Source organism: Acetobacter garciniae, assembly GCF_017377735.1.
Lineage (GTDB): Bacteria > Pseudomonadota > Alphaproteobacteria > Acetobacterales > Acetobacteraceae > Acetobacter > Acetobacter garciniae.
Genome location: NZ_JAFVMH010000006.1, coordinates 151,416 through 174,674, shown reverse-complemented (window position 1 = coordinate 174,674; position 23,259 = coordinate 151,416). Strand labels below are relative to the sequence as shown.

Sequence of the window (23,259 nt, the reverse complement as noted above, 5' to 3'; positions counted from 1 at the left end):
GCCGTGCACACAAAAGCCCGCCACGGGGTGCGGGGCGGGCTTTGGCGGTATCGTCAGGCCGGGTCTTTCAGGCTGTCGGCCACGGTTTCAAGCAGCCTGCCATAAAGATGGGCATTGCCTGCAACCACCATGATATCATCGGGCAGGTCATCCAGGTCGAGCCCGGCGGGATCGGTCGCCTGGCCACCGGCTTCGCGCACCAGCAGCAGCCCTGCCGCACAATCCCACGGCTTGATGCCGAATTCCCAATAGCCTTCGTACCGCCCGGCCGCGACCCAGGCCAGGTCGAGGGCAGCGGCACCAAAGCGCCGGATACCCGCCACGCGCGGCATCAGGTTGCCCATGACGCGCGCAAAAGGCAGACGCATGCGCGCGGGCACCTTGGCGAAGGGAATGCCCGTGGCGAACACGGATTCCTGCATGTCGCGCCGGGCCGACACGCGCAGCCGCCGTTCGTTCAGGAAGGCGCCAACGCCTTTTTCCGCCCAGAACATCTCACCCGCCGCCGGGTTGTACACCAGCCCCGCCGCCAGTTCGACCCGGCCATCGGGCAGGCGACGTTGCAGGCCGATGGAAATGGCCCAGTGCGGAATGCCGTGCAGGAAGTTGGTAGTGCCGTCCAGCGGGTCCACCACCCAGCGCCAGGTCCAGTTGTCGCTGCCCGAGGCACCGGATTCTTCCATGAGGAAAGCATAGCCGGGGCGCGCGCGCTCCAGCTCTTCACGCAGCGTCTGTTCCGCGCGCAGGTCAGCCTGGGAGACAAAGTCCCCCGGTCCCTTGATGCTGACCTGAAGCTGCTCGACTTCGTTGAAGTCGCGCAACAGACGCTTGGCCGCCTTCTGGGCTGCGGTTTGCATCACCATCATGACGGGGGAAAGACGCATGGCCACTGTGTTTTTTGTCCTGCTCTGGGTGTAGGGGCGGAAAGATCAGTTCTTGGCGCGTTCCACGTAGGAACTGTCTTCCGTACGCACCACGATACGCTCACCCGCTTCAATAAAGGGGGGTACCATGGTCTTGACGCCGTTGGAAAGCTTGGCAGGCTTGTAGGACGAGCTTGCGGTCTGTCCCTTGACCACCGGGTCGGCCTCGACCACTTCCAGCGTGACATGCGGCGGCAGGTCCACACTGACCGGATCGCCTTCCACCAGATGCAGGTTCAGCGTCATGTTGTCCTGGATGAAGGGGGCCTGGTCGCCCAGGATGGACACGGGCAGGGTCAGCTGCTCGAAGGTTTCGGGGTCCATCAGCACCAGCATGTCACCGTCGGTATAGGAATAGAGATATTCCTTGTCCTCGGTCATCAGCCGTTCGACCGTATCGGCCGTGCGCCAGCGTTCGTTGGTCTTGTTGCCGGTTTTCAGGTCGCGCATTTCCACCTGGATGAAGGCGCCACCCTTGCCCGGGGTAATGATCTGCTGCTTCAGCACCGTCCACCGGCGACCGTCATGTTCAATGACCTGACCGGCGCGGATCAGGTTTGCCTGCTGTTTCATACTTCAGTTCCCAAGAGGAATGGCTATTTAGGATGGGGCTTGTACAGTCCCCACGCCCGAAGGGCAAGCGCCCAGGTGCCCCGGCCCGCAGTCTTCCCCCGCTGGACAGCCGCCGCACATCCTGCTTATAAGGCCCTCACCTCCATGGCGAGGATGGGTGTCCGAGCGGTTTAAGGAACTGGTCTTGAAAACCAGCGTGCGGGGAACCGTACCGTGGGTTCGAATCCCACCCCATCCGCCAGTTCGATGTCGATTCTAAATATAGTCGCCTTCATGAAACGGGTTCTTTCAGCGCTGGGATGGTCATTGCCGATTGGTTTTTAGATATGGATTTGCCATTTCTTATACCTGACTGGACAATTGATATCGTGGTTTGTTTTTGCTGCGCGGATATATGAGCTGTGGGTATTAAAGCCTATTACCACGGTGCAATCCGGCAATTTTGCGAGGATGATGAGGCCCGTATTCTTGGAATACTGACTAGTTGCCATCATCATGACCTTGATAAACAGCAGCGTTTTGCTTGGACGGAACAAATCAGAATCCTAAAAGCCGCTCTTTCACGTTTGGCAGGCACTCTTTTTTTAGAATGTTACATCCCGCGTATGGGTAAGCGTGCAGACGCTGTAGTTTTAGTGGGTGGAATTGTTTTTGTTCTCGAGTTCAAAGTTGGCGCGCAAGATTATGGGCGTGGGGGACTTATCCAGGTTGAAGATTATGCTCTCGATCTGAAAAATTTTCATGAAGGAAGCCATGGATTACCGGTTGTGCCGGTTCTGATTGCCACCGCAGCCGGTGCCGTCCCGTTTCAGTCGCCAATTTTTGCACAGGATATGGTGGCACAACCCATGCGGACCAACGCTGCTGATCTTGGCGCTTTTTTACGTCATGTTATTCATTGCCAAGCCTTTCCAGCGTTAGATGAGCACTGTTGGAGGGATGCGGGCTACAAACCCACGCCGACAATTATTGAAGCAGCCCAAACGCTTTATCGCACCCACAATGTTGCTGATATCGCCCGTTCGGATGCCGGTGCGAAAAATCTTCGGCAAACTAGTGCTAGTGTAAGTGCCGTAATTGATGCCGCTCAGCAGACGGGGCGGAAGGCGATCTGCTTTGTTACGGGAGTGCCTGGATCTGGTAAAACCCTAGCTGGGCTTAACATTGCAACCCATCGCGGCGAAAACCACAGCGACGAACACGCCGTGTTCCTATCGGGCAACGGCCCCTTGGTGGATGTGCTGCGGGAAGCCTTGGCGCGCGATAAAGCTGCTCGGGATGATATTTCCAAGGCGCAAGCCGAACGCGAGGTACGCAGCTTTGTACAAAATATTCATCATTTCCGCGATCATTATGTCGGTAATCAAGTTGTCCCTGTTGAGAAGGTCGTGGTCTTTGATGAGGCGCAGCGTGCTTGGACCCGCCAGCAGGCATCTGCCTTCATGCAGCGTAAACGCGGCCAAGCAGACTTTAATGTGTCAGAGCCCGAATTTCTGATTAGTGTTATGGATCGTCATCCAGACTGGTGTGTCATCGTCTGTCTAGTTGGGGGCGGGCAGGAGATTAACACTGGTGAGGCCGGAATATCGGAATGGATTCATGCGCTGGAGACACGTTTTGGGCATTGGGATGTATATGTGTCGCCGCGCATCACCTTGCCGGACTATAACGCTGGCGCCGAAGTGGCGCGCTTCCTTCTCTCGGCACGCGTGCATCAAGATGAGCATTTGCATTTAGCGGTATCAATGCGCTCTTTCCGTGCAGAAGCTTTATCTGATTTTGTGGGGCATGTTGTCGATAACAACCCAATAGCCGCTCGGGCCACTTACGCTCAAATCCTGAAAAGCTACCCCATTTACCTTACTCGTGACATTGGCGCAGCACGCGCCTGGCTTCGCCAAAAGGCGAGGGGGACAGAGCGTTACGGTTTGATCGCATCTTCTGGTGCGCAGCGTTTACGACCCATCGGCATTTATATAAAAGCTGCGATTGATCCACCTAATTGGTTCCTCAATGATGCCTCTGATGTGCGGTCGTCTTTTTATATGGAGGACGTGGCAAGCGAATTTGCCGTGCAAGGGCTCGAACTTGATTGGGCCGGCATATGCTGGGATGGTGATTTGCACCACAACGGCGAACATTGGGTTAGCCAAGCATTCAAAGGCAGTAAGTGGCAAGCCATCAACGACGTGAATCGAAAGCTTTATCTTAAAAACGCTTATCGCGTTATTCTAACGCGCGCACGGCAAGGTATGATTATTGTAGTCCCGCCCGGCGACACTAACGATTGGACACGGCCGCCCCATTTTTATGATGAGACGTACCGCTTCCTTCAACGCTGCGGCTTACCCCTTTTACATGATACGAGTGAAGCAAAACGTTGATTTGTAAGGGGCTAATTTTCTCGTAAAAACGAGTTAAGTGTAGACTCGTTTTTAGTAAAATTTCCCGTCAAATATTTCATTGTTAGAGTTTATTTTCTTAAGGTTTAGTATTCTTTTCGATGTTCTTGTCCGGATCTTCGTGTGACGGAGGGTCACTGGCGGGAAAGCTCTCTTCCAGGGCTTCGTCCAGATCGCGTTCTTCCTTGGATGGCGGGGGGTCTTTTTTCGGTTTGGTCATGGCTTGGTCCTCCTGCAGTTATAACGCCCCGTATGGGGCAGGGTTGAAGCCGGGGAATATAAATTTGCGAAGTTTGGTCTGTGTTCGCGGTGAGGACGCGGAGGCTCGCCATTGCCCTTTGGGCGGGGCTGTGTGTGGGGCGTTCGTGCGGGGTTGCTGCCAGGTGCTTGCCTGGGGGCTGCTTGGGCGAGCCATTTTATGGTGTGGGAAATAGCTCTGACGCATTGCGCCCGGCGGGCATTGCGGGCATGTCTGCCGGGGTCGGGCTTTCTGGTTGGCACGACGTGGTACGGGTATCGGAATGGGAGAAAATCTCGTGCGCATAGCCATGATTGGTGGCGGATATGTCGGGCTGGTTTCTGCGGCGTGTTTTGCCGAATTCGGCATGCATGTCTCTGTGGTGGAAACCAATCCGCAGCGGCTGGCCGCATTGCGCGAAGGGCGCATTCCCATTTATGAACCAGGGCTGGACGCGCTTGTCATCTCCAATACCCAGGCCGGGCGGCTTGTATTTGGCGATGATATCGCCACCGCCGTGACCGGGGCGCAGGCGGTTTTCATTGCAGTGGGCACGCCGCCGCGCAATGGCGATGGGGCTGCCGACCTGCAATATGTGCATGCCGCGGCCCGCCAGATTGCCCAGGCCCTGACCGGTTATGCGGTGATTGTCACCAAATCGACCGTGCCGGTGGGCAGCAGCCGCCGGATTGCCCAGATTATTCGCAACGTGCGCCCGGACCTGGATTTCGACGTGGCGTCCAACCCCGAATTCCTGCGCGAAGGCAGCGCCATTGACGATTTCATGCGCCCCGACCGCGTGATCATCGGTCTGGACCAGACGCAGCCTGAACGGGCGGGGCGGGCTGAAAATGTCATGCGGCAGGTTTACCGGCCACTGGTGCAGGCGGCGGCTCCCCTGGTGTTTACCGGGCTGGAAACGGCGGAACTGACCAAATACGCGGCCAATTCCTTCCTGGCGATGAAGATTTCCTTCATCAACGAAATGGCCGATCTGTGCGAGAAACTGGGCGCGGATGTGGAAGACCTGGCCCGTGGCATGGGGCTGGACGCGCGTATCGGTCGCCGTTTTCTCAGCCCCGGACCGGGCTATGGGGGGTCGTGCTTCCCCAAGGATACGCTTGCCCTGTCGCGTATCGCGCAGGAAAACCAGAGCGGGTGCCGCCTGGTGGAAACCACGGTGCAGGTGAACGAAGCCCGCAAGGCCGCCATGGCCGGGCGCATTATCGCGGCCTGTGGTGGCTCGGTCGTTGGCCGGACCATTGCCGTGCTGGGCCTGACCTTCAAGCCCGAAACCGATGACATGCGGGAATCCGCCTCCATCCCCATCCTGCATCGCCTGGCCGAGGCAGGAGCCACCCTGCGCGCCTATGACCCGGTGGGCATGGACGCCGCCCGGGCGCTTCTGCCCCCCGACGTGATATATTGTGCAGACGCCATGGAGGCAGCGCAGGACGCGGATGTGCTGGTTGTCCTGACGGAATGGAACATTTTTCGCGCCCTTTCGCCCGAGGTTCTGGCACAGCGGATGCGCACGAAAGCCATTGTCGACCTGCGCAATATTTTTGACCCGGCTGCCATGCGGGCCGCGGGCTTTCTCTACCAGTCCGTGGGCCGGCCCTAGGACGACAGGCCTGCGCGGACGGCCCCGGTCGCTGCGGGCGCACTGGGTTGCCCATGCACGTCCATGCGGCATAGCCTGTAAGCAGGCCCCTGGCATGGCCTGCGGGTGTTTACGAACAAAGGGCACGAAATATGGCTGTCACCTACGCCACCGTCACATGGGACCAACTGCACCGCGACGCGCGCAGCCTTGCCAGCATGCTGGTGCCGCGCATGCCGCTGCGCGGGATTGTGGCGGTAACGCGCGGCGGGATGATCCCTGCGGCCATTGTCGCACGTGAACTGGGGTGCCGCCTGGTCGAGACCATATCCGTCGTAACCTATGACGAGGAAGACAAGGGCGAGCCCAGTATCGTCAAGCAGCCCGAAGCAGCAGGCAATGGGGATGGGTTCCTGGTCATCGATGACCTGGTGGATTCCGGTGTGACGGCCCGTCTGGTGCGCGAACGCCTGCCCCATGCATGCTTTGCCTGCCTGTATGCAAAGCCTGCAGGGCGCGCGCTGACAGACCTGTTCGTGACCGAAGTCCCGCAGGAGACATGGGTGCTGTTCCCGTGGGATACGGCACCCCTTTTCGTGCCGCCACTCGTTGCGGGACAAAAACCCTCCGCTGGCTGAATTTTTACCCGACCGGCCCTTGCCACAGGTGCAATAGGGGCCTAGGTTCCGGCTCATTCGGGGCGTGGCGCAGCCTGGTAGCGCGCGTGTTTTGGGTACACGAGGCCCCCGGTTCGAGTCCGGGCGCCCCGACCATAGACAAAGCGGGAGGCACACCATGGCCGCGCGTATCTATAGACAATCCAAGCCAGCAGGTCAGTCCGGTCTTGCGGGAACGCGGGAATGGATTTTGGACTACGGACAATCTGCCCCGCGTCGGCAGGACGCGCTCATGGGCTGGACCGGCAGCGCCGATCCGCAATCGCAGATCAGGCTGTTCTTCGACACATGCGAGGCCGCCCTGGACTACGCCGCGCGCGAGAATATCCCCTGCGAGGTCGAAGCCCCGAACCCGCGCATTCGCCGCCCCAAGGTTTACGCGGACAATTTCCGTTCGGATCGTATCCAGAACTGGACGCATTGATTTTCCGCCATTTCCCGATTATTCGAGAAACGCGGCTGCGCCCTTAGCTCAGTTGGATAGAGCAACAGCCTTCTAAGCTGTGGGTCGCTGGTTCGAATCCAGCAGGGCGCGCCAATTCCCGTACAGCTTATTCGGGCCGTATCCCGCCCCCGCTTATTGCGGCGCAGGCAGGGTGCGGCCCTGTTGTATTTTGCACGCTGTCAGGGGAACCCTGGCAGGCGTACGTTGGCATGGGGCGGGTGGTCAGCCCGCGCGAACGCCCGCACTATCGGGCCAGGAAAACACACGAACAGACAAGGTGGGGGATTCGTATGGTGTTTTGTGTCGTCGGGGCTGGTTTCAGCGGGGCTGTCATTGCCCGCCATCTGGCCGAGCGCGGGCATAAGGTCGTGGTTGTGGATGAACGGCCCCATCTGGGCGGCAACTGCCATACCGAACGCGACGCGCAGACCGGCGTCATGGTGCACCGCTACGGGCCGCATATCTTCCACACCGCCGATGAACGCACCTGGGCTTACGTGCAGCGTTTTGGAACTTTTCGCCCCTATATCAACCGGGTCAAGGCCATATCGGGCGGCCGGGTCTATACGCTGCCGGTCAACCTGCTGACCATCAACCAGTTCTTCGGCACCACGCTGGGGCCCAAGGATGCGCTGGCCTTCATTCAGGCCAAGGCCGACCGCTCCATTACCGACCCGCAATCGTTCGAGGAGCAGGCGCTGAGCATGATCGGCCCGGAACTGTACCGGGCGTTCTTCTACGGTTATACGCGCAAGCAGTGGGGGCTGGAGCCGACCGAACTGCCCGCCTCCATTCTCAAGCGCCTGCCGCTGCGCTTCAATTATGACGACAACTATTTCAACCATCCGTACCAGGGCATGCCCGAAAACGGCTATACGGCGATTGTCGAGAACATTCTGGCGGTGGACGGGGTCGAGGTGCGGCTGGGCTGTTCCTTCGAAAGCCTGACCGACACGTTCGAGCATGTGTTCTACACCGGCCCCATCGACCGTTATTTCGGCTTCAGGCTGGGGCGGTTGGGCTATCGCACGCTGGATTTCGAACGCTTTGTAGATGACGGGGACCATCAGGGAACGGCCGTCATCAATTACTGCGACGAGCAGGTGCCCTATACCCGTATTTCCGAGCACAAGCATTTTGCCCCGTGGGAGCAGGACCAGTTTTCCAAGACCGTCTGTTTCCGCGAATACAGCCGCCTGGCGGGGGAAGGGGACGTGCCTTATTACCCCATCCGCCTCGTGCATGAAAAACGCATGCTCGACAGCTATATCGCCCTGGCGCGGGAAGAAAAAGCCGTCTCCTTCCTTGGGCGGCTGGGCACGTATCGCTACCTGGACATGGATGTCACCATCAAGGAAGCGCTGGCCGCGTGCGATCTGATCGATACGCAGCTTGCCGCCGGAACATGTGACCTGCCCGCATTTTTCGTCGATCCCGGCTGATCTGCGGCGCTAGGCAGGGGGGGCTGGACAGCGCGCGGGCCCGAGGCCGGGCGGGGCAGGGCTCGCGTAACGGGCGGGGCATTTGGGGCAGGGTCGCGCAGTTTGGCTCTTGACGCGTTGGTGGCATCGCCGCATTGCTTCGTGCATGCGAGTTGCCGCCATTCTTCTGGCTGCCGGAACGGGCAGTCGCTACGCCGCCACCACAGGGTGCGCCACCCCCAAGCAGTACGTTCTGCTGGCGGGCCAGCCTGTCATTCGTCATGCAGCACAGGCCCTTTTGCCGCATGTCACCTGTATCCAGCCGGTGGGGGATCCCGCATCCCTGGCCCAGGCGCTGGATGGGCTGGCGGTGCTGCCGCCCGTGGCCGGGGGTGACACCCGCCAGGCCAGCGTGCGCGCCGGGCTGGAAGCGCTGGACCTGCTGCCCGAAGGCGAAAAGCCCGATCTGGTGCTCGTGCATGACGGCGCCCGTCCCTACGTTACGGCGGAACTGGTGGGCAATGTGGTGCAGGCCTTGGGCGAACACCCCGGCGCCATTCCCGCCGTGCCGGTTGCCGATACGCTCAAGAAGGGCGAACACGGCGTGATCGAGGGCACGGTCCCGCGCGAACATCTGTATCGTGCCCAGACGCCCCAGGGTTTCCGCTTCGGCCTGTTCGTGGACCTGCACCGCGCCGCGGCATCGACCAGTGCGACCGATGACGCCAAGCTGCTGGAGGACGCGGGTTTCAGCGTCGCGCTGGTGGCGGGTGATGAAGACAATATCAAACTGACTTATGAGGGTGATCTGGTGCGTCTGGAACGGCTGATCGGCCCCACGCTTCTGCCGCGTGTGGGGCTGGGCTACGATGTTCATGCTTTCGAGGAAGGCCGCCCCCTGATCCTGTGCGGCATTACCGTGCCCCATACGCTCGGGCTTGCCGGTCATTCCGATGCCGATGTGGGCATTCACGCCTTGTGCGACGCCATTTACGGCGCGCTGGCCGAAGGCGATATCGGGCGGCATTTCCCCCCCAGCCAGAACGAATGGAAAGACGCCGACAGCGCGCGCTTTCTTGTGCATGCGGGCCAGCGCATTCGCGAACGCGGCGGCATGCTGATCAACGCCGACCTGACCCTGATCTGCGAACGCCCGAAAATCGGCCCGCACGCCCAGGCCATGCGCCAGCGCCTTGCCGATCTGCTGGAAGTCGATATCGACCGGATTTCGGTCAAGGCCACGACTTCCGAACGGCTGGGCTTTACCGGGCGTGAGGAAGGCATTGCCTGTACCGCCACGGTAAGCGTGCTGGTGCCCTGAACGAAGGGGCAAACCGGGCGCAGGCCGGTCCGGTATTAAAATATTGCACGGGGCGCGTTGGCCCGGTATCTCTGCCTAATCTCTAGGCAAATGGAAGTGACCGTGCAAACGCAACCCCTGCTGCGTCCGATCGATCTGGGCGGCGTCCGTCTTGAAACGCCCGTTATTCTCGCACCCATGTCAGGGGTGACGGACCTGCCGTTCCGCAAGCTTGCGCGCAGGCTGGGGGCGGGGCTTGTCGTATCCGAAATGATCGCCTCCTGGGCGCTGGTGCGTGAGAACGACACCACCCTGCGCATGGCCGAAAGTGCGGATGCGCAGGGCCCCAATGCGGTGCAGCTTGCTGGCTGCGACCCCGAAGCCATGGCCGAGGCCGCGCGCATTGCCGTGGGGCGCGGGGCGGACCTGATCGACATCAACTTCGGCTGTCCGGTCAAGAAAGTGGCGGTGGGCCAGCAGGCGGGTTCCGCCCTGATGCGCGACGAAGCCGCCGCCGCCCGCCTTCTGGACCATGTGGTCAAGGCCGTGGCCGTTCCCGTAACCCTGAAAATGCGCATGGGCTGGGACCACCAGCACCTGAACGCACCCGCGCTGGCCCGCATTGCACAGGATGTGGGCATTCGCATGATCACGGTGCACGGGCGTACGCGCCAGCAGTTCTACAACGGTGTTGCCGACTGGGCTTTCGTGCGCCAGGTCAAGGACGCGGTCAGCCTGCCCGTTATCGTCAATGGCGATATCCTGAGCGTGGATGACGCCCGCAAGGCCCTGGCCCAGTCCGGGGCGGACGGTGTCATGATCGGGCGGGGGTGTTACGGCAGGCCGTGGTTCCTGGCCCAGGTGGCGCAGGCGCTGTGCCACGGTGCGGACGTGGCAGATCCCACGCTGGTGGCGGAAAAAGCCATCGTTTTGGAACATTACGCCATGATGCTCGCGCATTTCGGGGACCGGCCCGGCCTGCGGCTCGCGCGCAAGCATGTGTCCTGGTATTCGGCCGGGCTGCCGGCTTCCGCGCAGTTCCGCGCGGCTTTCAACCGGATCGACACGGCGGAGGAAGCGGTGGCGAGCATCACCGCGTTCTACGACCGCCAGATCGAAGCCGGAGCCGTGCGCGACAGCCGCACTTCCCGCCATGAAGGGGGGCAGCAGGCCCGTGCCTGCGCGGCGTGAAGGAACGCGGACACAGGCCGGGCGGGCCGGGGGCTGACAGCCTGCTGGACAGCCTGCCGGTCCCGTTCCTGGAGGTAGGCCCGCAAGACGAGGTCCTGGCGGCCAACGTGGCGGCGGAAGAATTTTTCGCCATGTCGCGCCACCAGATCATGCAAGGTGGGCTGCGCGGCCTTGCCCCGCCTGACCACCCGCTTTTTCTGCTTATGGAGCATATACGCCAGCGCGGCGGCCGGGTGACCGAACATGACGTGGTGTTCGATTCCCCGCGCTTTCATCATGCCAATGTCACGCTCCAGGCCGCCGATGTGCCCGATCATCCTGGCATTACGGTGCTGACCTTCCATGCCTCCATGGCCGCGCGGGCATTGGACCAGCAGATGAGCTATCGCTCCGCCGCCCGCAGTGTCGCGGGCATGGCGACCATGCTGGCGCATGAAATCCGCAATCCGCTCTCGGGTATCAAGGGGGCGGCGCAGCTTCTGGAACAGGCCGTAACCCAGAGCGACAAGGAACTGGCCACCCTGATCTGCGAGGAAGTGGACCGGATCGATGCGCTGGTCGAACGCATGGGCATGTTCGGCGAAGCGCAGATGCATTGCCGCGCGCTGAACATCCACAGGATTCTGGAGCATGTGCGCCTGCTGGCCATGAACGGCTTTGCGCGCGGTATCCAGATTGTGGAACGCTACGATCCCTCGCTCCCCCATGTCTGGGGCGACCGGGACCGACTGGTGCAGGTGCTGATCAACCTGATCAAGAACGCCGCCGAAGCCGTGCGCGAATCAGGGCGTGAAGGGCAGATCACGCTGCTTACCAGTTACCGCCCGGGCATACGGGTGGCGGCACCGGGCACCACGCAATGGCGGCACCTGCCGCTGGTCGTGACCGTGCGCGACACCGGGCCCGGTATTTCGCCCAGCGTGCGCCCGCACCTGTTCGAGCCCTTTATTTCCACCAAGGCCAATGGCCGGGGGCTGGGCCTTGCGCTGGTGGGCAAGATCATGGACGATCACGGCGGCACCATCGATGTCGAAAGCAGGCCCGGGCGCACGGAAGTAAGCCTGTTCCTGCCCATAGCCGATGACGCGGGGGGAATGATGCATGCCATGCCACCGGCCTGAAAGATCGACCGGGCCCGCCTTGCCCCCGTTCCGGGCCGGTGGGCATTTTCCGGCATTTCGTCCTATCTGAGGCCCGTTTCAAATTGGTTTTGCAGCCATGACCCCGCCCCCCACCATTCTTGTTGCCGATGACGACCGTTCCATTCGCACCGTGCTGGGCCAGGCCCTGGGGCGCGCGGGCTACCAGGTGCTCAGCACCCCCTATGCGTCCACCCTGTGGCAATGGGTGGAGGAGGGGGAGGGCGACCTGGTCATTACCGACGTGGTCATGCCCGATGGCAGCGGGCTGGACCTGATCCCGCGCATCCACCAGATGCGGCCGGACCTGCGCATTATCGTCATGAGCGCGCAAGCCACCCTGACCACCGCCGTCAAGGCCACGCAGCGCGGGGCGTTCGAATATCTGGCCAAGCCGTTCGACCTCAAGGAACTCCAGGCCGTGGTGGCGCGGGCACTGACCGCAACCCGGCAGGATACCGACCGCGCCCAGCCCAATGGCGCGACCCAGGTGGAAGAACGCCTGCCGCTGATCGGGCAGTCCGTGGTCATGCAGGCGATTTATCGCTCCATCGCACGGTTGACCACCTCGGAACTGACGGTCATGATCACGGGCGAAAGCGGCACCGGCAAGGAACTGGTGGCGCGCGCCCTGCATGAATACGGGCGCAGGCGCAGCGGGCCGTTCGTGGCCGTGAACATGGCCGCCATCCCGCGTGAGCAGATCGAAAGCGAACTGTTCGGCTACGAACGCGGCGGCACGCAGGGCCGCATGCCCGGCCGTTTCGAGCAGGCCAGCGGCGGCACGCTCTTCCTGGACGAAATCGGCGACATGCCGCAGGAAGCCCAGACCCGGTTGCTGCGTGTGTTGCAGGAAGGGGAGTTCACGACCGTGGGCGGTGCCCAGCCCCTGCGGGCCGATGTGCGGATCATTGCCGCCACCCACCGCGACCTGCGCCAGTCGATCCAGCAGGGCACGTTCCGCGAGGATCTGTATTACCGCCTGAATGTCGTGCCCCTGCGCCTGCCGCCCCTGCGCGAACGCCGTGAGGACATTCCCCTTCTGGCGCGGCATTTCCTCAACCAGTGCCGTGATGAAGGTGGCGGGCAGCGCCATCTGGACGAGGAAGCCATGGCCCGCCTTCAGGCATGGCGCTGGCCGGGCAATGTGCGCGAGCTGGAAAACCTGATCCGGCGTATTGTCGCCCTGCATTCGCAGGACACGATCACCCCCGAACTGATCGATGCCGAACTGGCCGAGCCCTGGGCGGGGGAGGTCGCGGTGGAAAAATCCGCATCCGCCGAACCGCTGGTGGACGCGCTTTCACGCCATATCGCGCGTTACCTGGCTGCCGGGCGGGAAGGCATGCCCATGGTGGACCTGCATGCCCGTATTGTTGCGGAAGTCGAACGTCCGTTGATACAAATGACCCTGATGGAAACCAAGGGCAACCAGATCAAGGCGGCCGCCATGCTGGGGCTGAACCGCAACACGCTGCGCAAGAAGATACGGGATCTTGAAATCCCGGTCGTGCGCGGCGCGGTCTGAGCACGCCTATGACACACGGCGCCCCCATGCTTCGCTCCTTCCTGTCGGCCAACAGGCTGAGCTGGCTTTTGCGCTCGCTCGAACGGCGCAGCGTGGGTCTGATCCTTGCGGCCCTGGCTTTGTGCCTGGGCTTTGCAACGTTCGTCGTACTGTCCGCAGGCATGTCGTTCGGGCATTACGCGCTGATGGAGCCGGCCCTGCTGGTCCTGAACGGGCTGGTGCTGGCCCTGCTGCTGCTGGCCCTGGCCATTCGTGTCTGGCCGCTGCTGGCCGAACGCCGCAAGGGGCTGGCGGGGGCGCGCCTGCATGTGCGCCTGATGACGCTGTTCGGCATTGTCGCAGTCGCACCCACCCTGGTGGTGGGGGTGTTCGCCACGCTGTTTTTCCATTTCGGGATCCAGATCTGGTTCTCCGACAAGGTCAACACCGCGCTGAACGAGGCCTTGCAGGCGTCACGCGGGTATCTGGCCGAACATAACGCCAATATCCGCACCGATGCGTTTTCCATGGCCAACTACATCATGGGTGCGCAGAACGAACTGGCCGCCAGCGGCACCGACCTGTTCCAGGATCGCGATGCACTGGCCCAGATGCTGGACAGCCAGACCACCATGCGCGGCCTGACCGAAGCCGTGGTGTATGACCCCATCACCAACAAGGTGGTGGCTGTCGGCGGGTTGATGAGCCGTGCGGGCTACCCGCAGGACCTGCCTCCCCCCAACGCCACCGTCATGGCCCGTTCGAGCGATGTGGCCATTCTGGATTCCCCGGACGAACGGACAGTGCGCGCCGTGGTCGAACTGTCGCAGACACCCGCATTGATGCTGGTCATCACCCGGCTGGTCGATCCTGAAATTCTCGAACATATGCGCCGCACGGAAAACGTGGTGGCCGACTACAAGCGGCTGAACAGCAACAAGGCCAAGATCCAGCTTACCTTCATCATGATCTTCGTGCTGGTGGCGTTGCTGGTGCTGGCGGCCGCGGTGCTGATCGGGCTTGCCCTGGCCAACCAGATCGCACGCCCCCTGGGCCTGCTGAGTGTGGCCGCCCGCCGGGTGAGCGAGGGCGATCTGGGTGTGCATGTGCCCGAGGTCAACCGCGATGACGAAGTGGCCTCCCTGTCGCGCGCGTTCAACCGCATGACCGAGGAACTGGCCAGCCAGCGTGCGGAACTTATGTCCGCCTACAGCCAGATCAACGAACGGCGGCGCTTTACCGAGGCCGTGCTGTCCGGCGTGTCGGCCGGGGTGGTGGGGCTGGACATGGAGCAGCGCATCGAACTGCCCAACCGCGCCGCCTGCGTGCTGTTGCAGACCGACCTGATGGACGCCATAGGCGAACCCCTGGCCCAGCGCGTGCCCGCCTTCGCGCCCCTGCTGAGCGAGGCCCGAACGGCACCCGACCGCGTGCTGACGCGTGAAATCCAGACCGGCCCCGTGGCCAGCCAGCGCACGCTATTGGTGCGGATCGGCGCGGACCTGCGCGGCAGCGAGATCGAAGGCTTTGTCATTACCTTCGATGACATCACCGCCCTCCAGCAGGCCCAGCGCAAGGCTGCGTGGGCGGATGTCGCGCGCCGCATCGCCCATGAGATCAAGAATCCGCTGACCCCCATCCAGCTTGCGGCCGAACGGCTCAAGCGTCGTTTCCTCAAGGAAATTACATCCGACCCCGAAACGTTTTCACAATGTGCGGATACGATCGTGCGCCAGGTGGGGGATATCGGGCGCATGGTGGATGAATTTTCCGCTTTCGCGCGCATGCCCCAGCCGGTCATGAAAAACGAGGATGTGACCCGTATTGCGCGCGAAGCGCTGATCCTGCAACGCAACGCCCATCCCGAAATTCTGTTTCATTACCTGCCCGCCCAGGATGCGGTGATCGCCCTGTGCGACCGGCGGCTTATCAGCCAGGCTCTTATCAATCTTCTGCAGAATGCGGCCGATGCTATTGCCATGACCGAACGAGGCGCGGATGCTGGGGGCGAACCCACGGCCCTGAAGGGGGAGGTATGGGTGACCATCACGCCCGAGGGCGGGCATATCGCGCTGGCGGTGGCCGATAACGGCGTCGGCCTGCCGCGCGATGACCGCAGCCGCCTGACGGAACCCTACGTCACCCACAAGGCCAAAGGTACGGGATTGGGATTGGCTATTGTGAAAAAAATCATGGAAGATCATGGTGGAACGGTGCGTCTGGAAGACAGGGCGGAGGGAAAGGGAACTGTGGCTACTCTGATTTTGCCGGTGAAGGACGACCATGGCGCATGAAATCCTGATTGTTGACGACGAACCCGATATCAGGATGCTGATAGAGGGTATCCTGAGCGACGAAGGGTATGAAACGCGTGTCGCCGCCAGTTCCGATGCCGCGTTGGCGGCTTTTCGGGTCCGCAGGCCGGCATTGGTTATTCTGGACGTGTGGTTGCAGGGTTCCAGCATGGACGGGCTGGAAATTTTGCAGACCATGAAGGCGGAGGAACCCTCCGTGCCGGTGGTGATGATTTCGGGCCATGGCACGATCGAGACGGCTGTGGCGGCCCTCCAGCATGGCGCCTACGATTTTATAGAAAAACCGTTCCAGGCAGACCGGCTGCTGGTTGTGGTGCGGCGCGCGCTCGAAGCCTCCCGCCTGGCGCGTGAGAACGAGGAACTCAGGCTGCGTGCGGGGCAGGATACCGAACTCTTCGGCGCCAGCACCCAGATCGCCACCATCCGCGCGCAGATCGAAAAAGTGGCCCCCACCGGCTCACGCGTGCTGATCAGCGGTGGCCCGGGCTCTGGCAAGGAAGTGGCGGCCCGCACCATCCATGCCCGTTCCCGCCGGGCCGATGGGCCGTTTGTGGCACTGAACTGCGCCATCCTGGCCCCCGGCCGGTTCGAGGAGGAACTGTTCGGCCTCGAAGGCGGGGCTGATGGGGTGGGGCGGCGCACCGGCGTACTCGAACGCGCGCATGGCGGCACGCTCCTGCTCGATGAAGTGGCGGACATGCCCATGGAAACCCAGGGCAAGATCGTGCGCGCCTTGCAGGACCAGACGTTTGAGAGGCTGGGTGGTGCCGCGCGCGTAAAGGTGGATGTGCGGGTCCTGGCCACCACCAACCGCGACCTGCAGGCCGAAATCATGGCCGGGCGTTTTCGTGAAGACCTGTATTACCGCCTGGCGGTGGTGCCCCTGCGCATGCCCGCCCTGAAGGAACGGCGCGACGATATTCCGGGCCTTGCCGCCCTGTTCCTGCGCCGGGCGGCGGAAATGGCGGGCCTGCCCTCGCGCGTGCTCTCCCCCGATGCGGTGGCGGCGTTGCAGGCCTATGACTGGCCGGGCAACGTGCGTGAGTTGCGCAACCTTATGGAGCGGGTGCTGATCATGCAGCCCGGCGGCAGCAATGAGCCGATCAGGGCTGAAATGCTGCCGACCACGGTGGGGGAAAGTGCGCCCGCCCTGCTGAAGTTCGACGCTTCCGCCGATGTCATGAGCCTGCCCCTGCGCGAAGCGCGCGACCTGTTCGAAACCCAGTACCTTCAGGCACAATTATTACGTTTTGGCGGCAACATCAGTCGCACGGCGTTGTTTGTGGGAATGGAACGCAGTGCTTTGCATCGCAAACTCAAGCAGCTTGGTGTAACCTCCGAAGAACGGAGCGCTGGCTGACATGCCTGCATGGGCAGGCCAAGAACAATCAGGACCTGTAAAAGACAGGGCCGAGAGCATGGGATAGGGTTTCACACTGTGGAAAAAGAGAATGTACACAATGTACAGGACGTATTTTTAAGCCAGATCCGCCGTGCGCGTGCGGCCGTGACGGTATTTCTGGTCAACGGTGTCAAGTTGCAGGGCTATATCACGTGGTTCGACGAGCAGGTCGTGCTGCTCCGGCGCGATGAGCAGACCCAGTTGATCTACAAACATGCCATCAGCACGGTCATGCCGAGCATTGCTGTCAATATTCCCGATTTCAACGGGGCGGACGCGAAAGCTGACAGGGACGTGACACTTGGCGACGAGCTTATTTGAGCAAAACCGGTCGCCTGCTACGCGCGCGGCCATTATCCTGCCCTGGGAACGTTCGGCCCACGGGCAGGACATGCGCGCCGCCGAATCCAGGCTGGAAGAAGCCGTGGGGCTGGCGGCATCCATTGGCCTGATCATCGTGCGCAAGGCGGTTCTGCTGCTGCGCGCGCGCCGTTCCGCCACCCTGCTGGGCAAGGGGCAGATTGAATCGCTCCAGGTCGCGGTCAAGGCCGACGGGATCGATGTGCTGGTGGTGGACTCGCGCCTGACTCCGGCCCAGCAGCGCAACCTTGAAACCGAACTGGGCTGCAAGGTCATAGACCGGACCGGGCTTATCCTGGATATTTTCGGCGCGCGCGCCGCCACCAAGGAAGGCTCGCTCCAGGTGGAACTGGCACATCTGGAATATCAGCGTTCACGCCTGGTCAGGCTGTGGACCCATCTGGAACGCCAGCGCGGGGGCTTCGGCTTCCTGGGCGGGCCGGGTGAAACGCAGATCGAGGCCGACCGCCGCATGATCGGCGAGCGTATTGTCAGGCTGAAAAAGGACCTCGAACAGGTGCGGCGCACCCGTGGCCTGCACCGCCAGGCCCGCCGGCGCGTGCCGTTTCCCGTCGTGGCCCTGGTGGGCTACACCAACGCGGGCAAGTCCACCCTGTTCAACGCGCTGACAGGGGCCGCCGTCTACGCGCAGGACCAGTTGTTCGCCACACTCGACCCGACCATGCGGGCCATTACCCTGCCTTCGGGGCGGCAGGTTATCCTGTCGGACACGGTGGGGTTCATTTCCGACCTGCCGACGGAACTGATCGCGGCCTTCCGCGCCACGCTGGAGGAGGTGGCCGAGGCCGATATCATCCTGCATGTGCGCGATATCGCCCACCCCGACAGCGCGGCCCAGAAAAAGGACGTGCTGGGTGTGCTCGACGGCATGGCGCGCGACAACATGCTGGAGCAGGACTGGCCGGGCCGCGTGATCGAGGTGCTGAACAAGGTCGACCTGCTGGGTGGGCCTGGCGCCCTGCCTGGAACGGGGGAGACGGTTGCCATCTCGGCCATTACGGGCGACGGACTGGACCGGCTGATGGCGCGGATCGACCAGCGCATTACCTCGGGCATGGAGGTCATACGCTACCGGCTGGCGGCATCCGACGGGGCCGCACTGGCATGGCTGTACCAGCACGGAGAGGTGGTGGAGCGCACCGATCTTGAGGAAGAAAGCGATATTACCGTCCGCCTTTCCGCCGAAGATCGCGCACGCTTCGAACGCCAGTTCACCCACGTGACCCCCTGCCTGGTCTAAGAGGCTGTTTCGAAAGTCGGCGGCTGAGGGCTGGCGAGGGATTTTTTGGCCTGAAAAGGCGAATTCGAAGCCACGATGCGGGGCATCGGGGCAAGAAGCCAACGCATTCAGGCCGGAAAAGACCCGCTCAGACCGATCCGACTGACTTTTGAAACAGTCTCTAAGGGCCTGGGGCGTCAAAAGCGGGAGAACGCCGGGGCAGGGGAGTTCAGTCGAAATCCGCTGGCAGGGTCGGGTCTGCATAATGGGCGAACAGGCGGGTGATCTCGTGGGGCGTTATGCGCCCGGTTGAAAGATCGGGCGGGATTTCGTCTGGCCCGAAAAAGGCGATCTCGCTGGTTTCTATGCTGGTCGTGGCCGAACCGCCGGTAATTTCGCCCAGGAAAAACAGCTTGGTGACCGAAAACGGTTCGGGCGGTTCATGGCCCTGCCGCGCGCGGTCCAGCGCCATGGCCAGGCGGGTGATGCGTACGGTGTAGCCCGTTTCCTCCCACGCTTCCTTGGCGGCATTTTCGGCGGGGGTCAGGTTTACATCGGCCCAGCCGCCCGGCACGGTCCAGCGGTTGTCATCGAGCACTTCGCGCACCATCAGTAGCCGCCCCTGCGGGTCGAACACGCCTATGCGCACTTCCAGCTTGGGGGTGGCGTAGCCGCTTTGCGCGTCAAACAGCTTCTGTATGGTCGCAGCGTCGGTGGTGCAGCCATCCGCCATCATCCGGGCGGCCAGGGCCGTCAGGGCCTGGTAGCGTTCCTTGTCGAACGGGTCCTGCACATAGGTCAGGCCCGTCTGGGCAATGGCCTGTATGTCGCGCGCCCAGACAAGCCATGTCGGTTCGGGCATGCCTCTTCTTTCCTGCCTGCATAAAAAAACGGGAAGGCATCAGCCTTCCCGTTCGGTTGTGCGGCGGATAACCGCCGCCGTAAAGGCCCTGGCCGCAGGATCAGGACTGGGCTTCCATTTCGGCATCGGTCTTGCCGTTGATCAGCAACCCGTCGCCATTGGCGGAAACGGTGATCGTATCTCCGTCATGGATACGCCCTTCAAGCAGCTGCTCGGCCAGCGGGTTCTGCAAATTGCGCTGGATCACCCGCTTGAGCGGACGCGCGCCGTAGACCGGGTCATAGCCTTCATTGGCCAGCCAGGCTTCGGCCAGCGGGTCAAGCTTCAGGCCGATCTTGCGATCGTCCAGCAGGCGTTGCAGGCGGGCCACCTGGATATCGACAATCTTGGTCATGTCGGCCTTCTGCAACCGCGAGAACAGGATGATCTCGTCCAGACGGTTCAGGAATTCGGGGCGGAAATGCTCGCGCACCACCTTCATTACCTGGGCCTGCACCATGTCCGGGGTTTCGCCATCGGGCAGGTTGGCCAGATATTCCGAACCCAGGTTGCTGGTCAGGATAATCAGCGTATTGCGGAAATCCACAGTACGGCCCTGGCCATCCGTCAGCCTGCCATCGTCAAGCACCTGAAGCAGGATGTTGAAAACGTCTTCATGGGCTTTTTCAACTTCATCGAACAGGATCACCTGATAGGGGCGGCGGCGCACGGCTTCCGTCAGCACCCCGCCTTCCTCATACCCGACATAGCCGGGGGGGGCGCCGATCAGGCGGGCCACGGCGTGTTTTTCCATGAACTCGCTCATGTCGATGCGCAGCAGGGCCTTGTCGTCATCGAACAGGAAGCGGGCCAGCGCCTTGGTCAGTTCCGTCTTGCCGACACCCGTGGGGCCAAGGAACAGGAACGAGCCTATGGGGCGGTTGGGGTCCTGCAAACCGGCACGCGCGCGGCGCACGGCATCCGCCACGGCCTTGAGTGCCGGTTCCTGCCCCACCACCGAACGCCGCAGTTCATCTTCCATGCGCAGCAGCTTGGCCCGCTCGCCTTCAAGCATGCGGTCCACCGGAACACCCGTCCAGCGCGACACGACGGCGGCCACACCCTGGTCGGTCACGGCTTCAGACACCAGGTTGTCTTTTCTCGCGGCGTCTTCTTCCGTTTCGCGGGTCTGCGCGATCTGGGCTTCAAGATTGGGAATAACCCCATACATCAGTTCGGACGCGCGACCCAGGTCACCCTTGCGCTGGGCGACTTCCACATCGGAACGGGCCTGGTCGAGCTGTTCCTGAAGTTTCTGGATCACATGCACGCGGTCTTTTTCCGCATGCCATGCCGCACTCAGCGTGCCGGATTTTTCTTCCAGATCGGCCAGTTCGCTCTCGACCGCTTCAAGCCTGTCCTTGCTGGCGGAGTCTTCTTCGCGGCGCAGGGCCTCCCGCTCGATCTTGAGCTGGATGATCCGGCGGTCCAGTTCGTCCAGTTCCTCGGGCTTGCTGTCGATCTGCATGCGCAGGCGGCTTGCGGCCTCGTCAATCAGGTCGATCGCCTTGTCGGGCAGGAAGCGGTCGGTAATGTAGCGGTTGGACAGGGTGGCAGCCGCCACAATGGCGCCATCGGTAATGCGCACCCCGTGATGGAGTTCGTATTTCTCCTTGATCCCGCGCAGGATGGAGATCGTGTCCGCCACGCTGGGCTCACCCACGAATACCGGCTGGAAACGCCGCGCCAGCGCTGCGTCCTTTTCGATATATTTGCGGTATTCATCCAAGGTGGTCGCACCGATGCAGTGCAGCGTGCCGCGCGCCAGCTCGGGCTTGATCAGGTTGGACGCATCCATGGCACCGTCGGTGCGGCCCGCGCCAACCAGCGTGTGCATTTCATCGATGAACAGGATGACCTGCCCTTCGGCGGTTTCGATTTCCTTGAGGACGGCTTTCAGCCTTTCCTCGAACTCGCCGCGATATTTCGCACCCGCGACAAGGGCCCCCATGTCGAGCGAGAGCAGTTTCTTGTTCTTCAGCGCCTCGGGCACGTCACCGTTCACGATCCGCTGGGCCAGGCCTTCCACAATGGCGGTCTTGCCCACGCCGGGTTCACCGATCAGCACGGGGTTGTTCTTGCTGCGCCGGGCCAGAACCTGGATGGCGCGGCGAATTTCCTCGTCACGGCCGATCACGGGGTCCAGCTTGCCCTGCTGCGCCACTTCCGTGACATCGCGTGCATATTTCTTCAGGGCGTCAAAATTCGCTTCAGCGCTTTCGCTGGTCACGGTCCTGCCTTTGCGTAGGGTGGTAATGGCTTTTTCCAGCGCCTCGGGCGAAGCACCGTTTTCTTTCAGGGCGCGCCCGGCAGGGGAATCGGATGCGCTCAATGCGGCAAGCAGGCGGTCCTGCGCCACAAAGCTGTCACCGGCCTTCTGGGCGATCTGTTCGGCGGAATCGAGTGCGCGCATCAGCTCGGGCGTAGCCGCAGGCTGTCCCGCGCCACCGCCCTGCACCTTGGGCAGCTTGGCCAGGGCCTGCTCGGTCGCCGCCTTCACGGCTTCGGGGTTGCCTCCGGCGGCACGAATCAGGGAGGACGCCGCCCCTTCGGGGTCGTCCAGCATGGCTTTGAGCAGGTGCTCAGGTGTTAACTGCTGATTGAAGTCGCGCAGGGCAATGGTCTGTGCCGCCTGCAAAAAACCGCGCGAACGTTCCGTAAATTTTGCAATATCCATAATATTCCCTCTTGTCCCTTTTTTGTCAGGCGACTGAAGGCCCTTTGTTCCGTCCCATCAAAGGCAACGGTTTCAGGCTCTCTGGCTTCCTTTTTAAGATTGGAAATCGCGGGCCTGTAATCAAGGGGCAGGCGTCATGCGCTGGGGTGGACAGGCCGAAGGTGCGCGGGCCTTCGGCAGGGGCAAAAGGCACAAAAAAGGCGGAACCCCGTAAGGTTCCGCCCCTTGTCTTTTCCTGGAAGGGAAAAGGGTCTCAGGCAGCGCTGAGCTGGGCTTCGGCGAATTCATAGTTCGCCAGCTTGTCCAGGTAGTTGGTCACGTAGTCGGGGCGACGGTTGCGGAAGTCGAGGTAGTAGGCGTGCTCCCACACGTCCAGGCCCAGCAGCGTGGTGCCCTGGTTTTCGGCCAGCGGGTTGGAGCCATTGGCCGTCTTGGTGACAACCAGCTTGCCCGAAGGGTCCAGCACCAGCCAGGCCCAGCCGGAACCGAACTGCGATGTCGCGGCTTTCTTGAAGTCTTCCTTGAAGGTTTCGACGCTGCCGAAATCTTCCTTGATCTTGGTTTCAAGCTTCGTGGGAATGGCCCCACCCTTGGGGGAGAGGTTGTTCCAGAACAGGATGTGGTTCCAGTGCTGGCCCGCATTGTTGAAGACGGGTGCCAGGGCGGCATCGCCACGCACGGCCAGGATGATTTCGTCCAGGGACTTGCCCTGCAATTCCGGCTTGGCGGCGACAAAGCCGTTCAGCGCCGTCACATAGGCCTGGTGGTGCTTGTCATGATGGAGTTCAAGCGTTTCCTGGCACATGCCGCGGGCTGCAAGCGCATTGGTGCTGAAGGGAAGGGCAGGCAGTTCAAAAGCCATTATACTACTCCATGTAAAATAACTGGTCGTACGCTTGGCGCGTCTGTTCCAGAGCTATGAGCCCAGGCCGGGCACGTCAAGGG

The 23,259-nt window shown here is 62.0% G+C and carries 19 protein-coding genes and 3 tRNA genes; 16 read left to right on the top strand and 6 right to left on the bottom strand.

All coding sequences use genetic code 11. From position 1 onward, the window contains the following. Positions 1-53 precede the first annotated feature (53 nt). A complete protein-coding gene (locus J2D77_RS12480) occupies positions 54-884 on the bottom strand; it encodes an inositol monophosphatase family protein (protein ID WP_207846639.1) in 831 nt (276 codons plus the stop codon). A gap of 45 nt (positions 885-929) precedes the next feature. Next, on the bottom strand, positions 930-1,496 hold the full coding sequence (efp, locus tag J2D77_RS12475; protein WP_207846638.1) for an elongation factor P: 567 nt from the start codon (positions 1,494-1,496) through the stop codon (positions 930-932). A 151-nt stretch (positions 1,497-1,647) separates the two neighbouring features. Here efp and J2D77_RS12470 point away from each other — a divergent pair. Then, positions 1,648-1,737: transfer RNA gene (locus J2D77_RS12470), tRNA-Ser, on the top strand. Between the two features lie 160 nt (positions 1,738-1,897). Continuing rightward, positions 1,898-3,880 (top strand): DUF2075 domain-containing protein, encoded by a 1,983-nt coding sequence (locus tag J2D77_RS12465; protein WP_331000112.1) that lies wholly within the window; start codon positions 1,898-1,900, stop codon positions 3,878-3,880. Positions 3,881-3,977: 97 nt separating this feature from the next. Here the strand turns inward: J2D77_RS12465 and J2D77_RS12460 are convergent, their stop codons facing one another. After that, complete coding sequence (locus J2D77_RS12460; protein ID WP_207846637.1) at positions 3,978-4,118, bottom strand: hypothetical protein; 141 nt, start codon at positions 4,116-4,118, stop codon at positions 3,978-3,980. Positions 4,119-4,419: 301 nt separating this feature from the next. Between J2D77_RS12460 and J2D77_RS12455 the strand changes: the two genes are divergently transcribed. From J2D77_RS12455 to hflX, 14 genes are all read left to right on the top strand, one after another. After that, the gene (locus J2D77_RS12455; RefSeq protein WP_230975765.1) at positions 4,420-5,760 is read left to right on the top strand and encodes a UDP-glucose dehydrogenase family protein; all 1,341 of its coding nucleotides are present in this window, start codon (positions 4,420-4,422) and stop codon (positions 5,758-5,760) included. Positions 5,761-5,891: 131 nt separating this feature from the next. Continuing rightward, positions 5,892-6,377, top strand: coding sequence for a xanthine phosphoribosyltransferase (gpt, locus tag J2D77_RS12450; RefSeq protein ID WP_207846636.1), 486 nt, complete (start codon positions 5,892-5,894; stop codon positions 6,375-6,377). Positions 6,378-6,435: 58 nt separating this feature from the next. Then, a tRNA-Pro gene (locus J2D77_RS12445) sits at positions 6,436-6,512 on the top strand. A 22-nt stretch (positions 6,513-6,534) separates the two neighbouring features. After that, positions 6,535-6,840 carry an ETC complex I subunit gene (locus J2D77_RS12440; RefSeq protein ID WP_207846635.1) on the top strand — a complete coding sequence of 102 codons (306 nt, stop codon included), beginning with the start codon at positions 6,535-6,537 and terminating at the stop codon, positions 6,838-6,840. 37 nt (positions 6,841-6,877) lie between these two features. After that, a tRNA-Arg gene (locus J2D77_RS12435) sits at positions 6,878-6,954 on the top strand. Between the two features lie 197 nt (positions 6,955-7,151). Further along, positions 7,152-8,303: a UDP-galactopyranose mutase gene (gene glf, locus J2D77_RS12430; protein ID WP_207846634.1), complete on the top strand. Its 1,152-nt coding sequence runs from the start codon at positions 7,152-7,154 to the stop codon at positions 8,301-8,303. Between the two features lie 145 nt (positions 8,304-8,448). Next, a complete protein-coding gene (gene ispF / locus J2D77_RS12425; RefSeq protein WP_207846633.1) occupies positions 8,449-9,603 on the top strand; it encodes a 2-C-methyl-D-erythritol 2,4-cyclodiphosphate synthase in 1,155 nt (384 codons plus the stop codon). A gap of 102 nt (positions 9,604-9,705) precedes the next feature. Beyond that, complete coding sequence (gene dusB / locus J2D77_RS12420) at positions 9,706-10,773, top strand: tRNA dihydrouridine synthase DusB (protein ID WP_207846632.1); 1,068 nt, start codon at positions 9,706-9,708, stop codon at positions 10,771-10,773. Further along, the gene (locus J2D77_RS12415) at positions 10,770-11,894 is read left to right on the top strand and encodes a two-component system sensor histidine kinase NtrB (RefSeq protein WP_331000111.1); all 1,125 of its coding nucleotides are present in this window, start codon (positions 10,770-10,772) and stop codon (positions 11,892-11,894) included. The genes dusB and J2D77_RS12415 overlap by 4 nt, the downstream gene beginning before the upstream one ends. Before the next feature lie 97 nt (positions 11,895-11,991). Then, positions 11,992-13,440 (top strand): nitrogen regulation protein NR(I), encoded by a 1,449-nt coding sequence (gene ntrC / locus J2D77_RS12410; RefSeq protein ID WP_207846631.1) that lies wholly within the window; start codon positions 11,992-11,994, stop codon positions 13,438-13,440. 26 nt (positions 13,441-13,466) lie between these two features. Then, positions 13,467-15,713 carry a sensor histidine kinase NtrY-like gene (locus tag J2D77_RS12405; protein WP_230975764.1) on the top strand — a complete coding sequence of 749 codons (2,247 nt, stop codon included), beginning with the start codon at positions 13,467-13,469 and terminating at the stop codon, positions 15,711-15,713. Beyond that, on the top strand, positions 15,703-17,094 hold the full coding sequence (ntrX, locus tag J2D77_RS12400; RefSeq protein WP_207846629.1) for a nitrogen assimilation response regulator NtrX: 1,392 nt from the start codon (positions 15,703-15,705) through the stop codon (positions 17,092-17,094). Before J2D77_RS12405 ends, ntrX begins: the two co-directional genes overlap by 11 nt. Before the next feature lie 78 nt (positions 17,095-17,172). Beyond that, positions 17,173-17,457 carry an RNA chaperone Hfq gene (gene hfq, locus J2D77_RS12395; protein ID WP_331000110.1) on the top strand — a complete coding sequence of 95 codons (285 nt, stop codon included), beginning with the start codon at positions 17,173-17,175 and terminating at the stop codon, positions 17,455-17,457. Next, the gene (gene hflX, locus J2D77_RS12390; RefSeq protein ID WP_207846627.1) at positions 17,438-18,757 is read left to right on the top strand and encodes a GTPase HflX; all 1,320 of its coding nucleotides are present in this window, start codon (positions 17,438-17,440) and stop codon (positions 18,755-18,757) included. Before hfq ends, hflX begins: the two co-directional genes overlap by 20 nt. Positions 18,758-18,965: 208 nt before the next feature. Here the strand turns inward: hflX and J2D77_RS12385 are convergent, their stop codons facing one another. The 3 genes from J2D77_RS12385 to J2D77_RS12375 all read right to left on the bottom strand — a co-directional run bounded on the left by J2D77_RS12385 (position 18,966) and on the right by J2D77_RS12375 (position 23,176). Then, complete coding sequence (locus tag J2D77_RS12385; RefSeq protein ID WP_207846626.1) at positions 18,966-19,598, bottom strand: NUDIX hydrolase; 633 nt, start codon at positions 19,596-19,598, stop codon at positions 18,966-18,968. Positions 19,599-19,698: 100 nt separating this feature from the next. After that, positions 19,699-22,314: an ATP-dependent chaperone ClpB gene (gene clpB, locus J2D77_RS12380; RefSeq protein WP_207846625.1), complete on the bottom strand. Its 2,616-nt coding sequence runs from the start codon at positions 22,312-22,314 to the stop codon at positions 19,699-19,701. A 253-nt stretch (positions 22,315-22,567) separates the two neighbouring features. Continuing rightward, on the bottom strand, positions 22,568-23,176 hold the full coding sequence (locus J2D77_RS12375) for a superoxide dismutase (protein ID WP_207846624.1): 609 nt from the start codon (positions 23,174-23,176) through the stop codon (positions 22,568-22,570). Positions 23,177-23,259: the final 83 nt, after the last annotated feature.

Coding starts and splice junctions, on each gene's coding strand:
- J2D77_RS12385 (WP_207846626.1), bottom strand. CDS start 19,598: ATGCCCGAACCGACATGGCTTGTCTGGGCGCGCGACATACAGGCCATT.
- J2D77_RS12460 (WP_207846637.1), bottom strand. CDS start 4,118: ATGACCAAACCGAAAAAAGACCCCCCGCCATCCAAGGAAGAACGCGAT.
- glf (WP_207846634.1), top strand. CDS start 7,152: ATGGTGTTTTGTGTCGTCGGGGCTGGTTTCAGCGGGGCTGTCATTGCC.
- J2D77_RS12405 (WP_230975764.1), top strand. CDS start 13,467: ATGCTTCGCTCCTTCCTGTCGGCCAACAGGCTGAGCTGGCTTTTGCGC.
- ntrX (WP_207846629.1), top strand. CDS start 15,703: ATGGCGCATGAAATCCTGATTGTTGACGACGAACCCGATATCAGGATG.
- J2D77_RS12440 (WP_207846635.1), top strand. CDS start 6,535: ATGGCCGCGCGTATCTATAGACAATCCAAGCCAGCAGGTCAGTCCGGT.
- efp (WP_207846638.1), bottom strand. CDS start 1,496: ATGAAACAGCAGGCAAACCTGATCCGCGCCGGTCAGGTCATTGAACAT.
- J2D77_RS12455 (WP_230975765.1), top strand. CDS start 4,420: ATGGGAGAAAATCTCGTGCGCATAGCCATGATTGGTGGCGGATATGTC.
- clpB (WP_207846625.1), bottom strand. CDS start 22,314: ATGGATATTGCAAAATTTACGGAACGTTCGCGCGGTTTTTTGCAGGCG.
- J2D77_RS12375 (WP_207846624.1), bottom strand. CDS start 23,176: ATGGCTTTTGAACTGCCTGCCCTTCCCTTCAGCACCAATGCGCTTGCA.
- ispF (WP_207846633.1), top strand. CDS start 8,449: ATGCGAGTTGCCGCCATTCTTCTGGCTGCCGGAACGGGCAGTCGCTAC.
- ntrC (WP_207846631.1), top strand. CDS start 11,992: ATGACCCCGCCCCCCACCATTCTTGTTGCCGATGACGACCGTTCCATT.
- J2D77_RS12480 (WP_207846639.1), bottom strand. CDS start 884: ATGCGTCTTTCCCCCGTCATGATGGTGATGCAAACCGCAGCCCAGAAG.
- gpt (WP_207846636.1), top strand. CDS start 5,892: ATGGCTGTCACCTACGCCACCGTCACATGGGACCAACTGCACCGCGAC.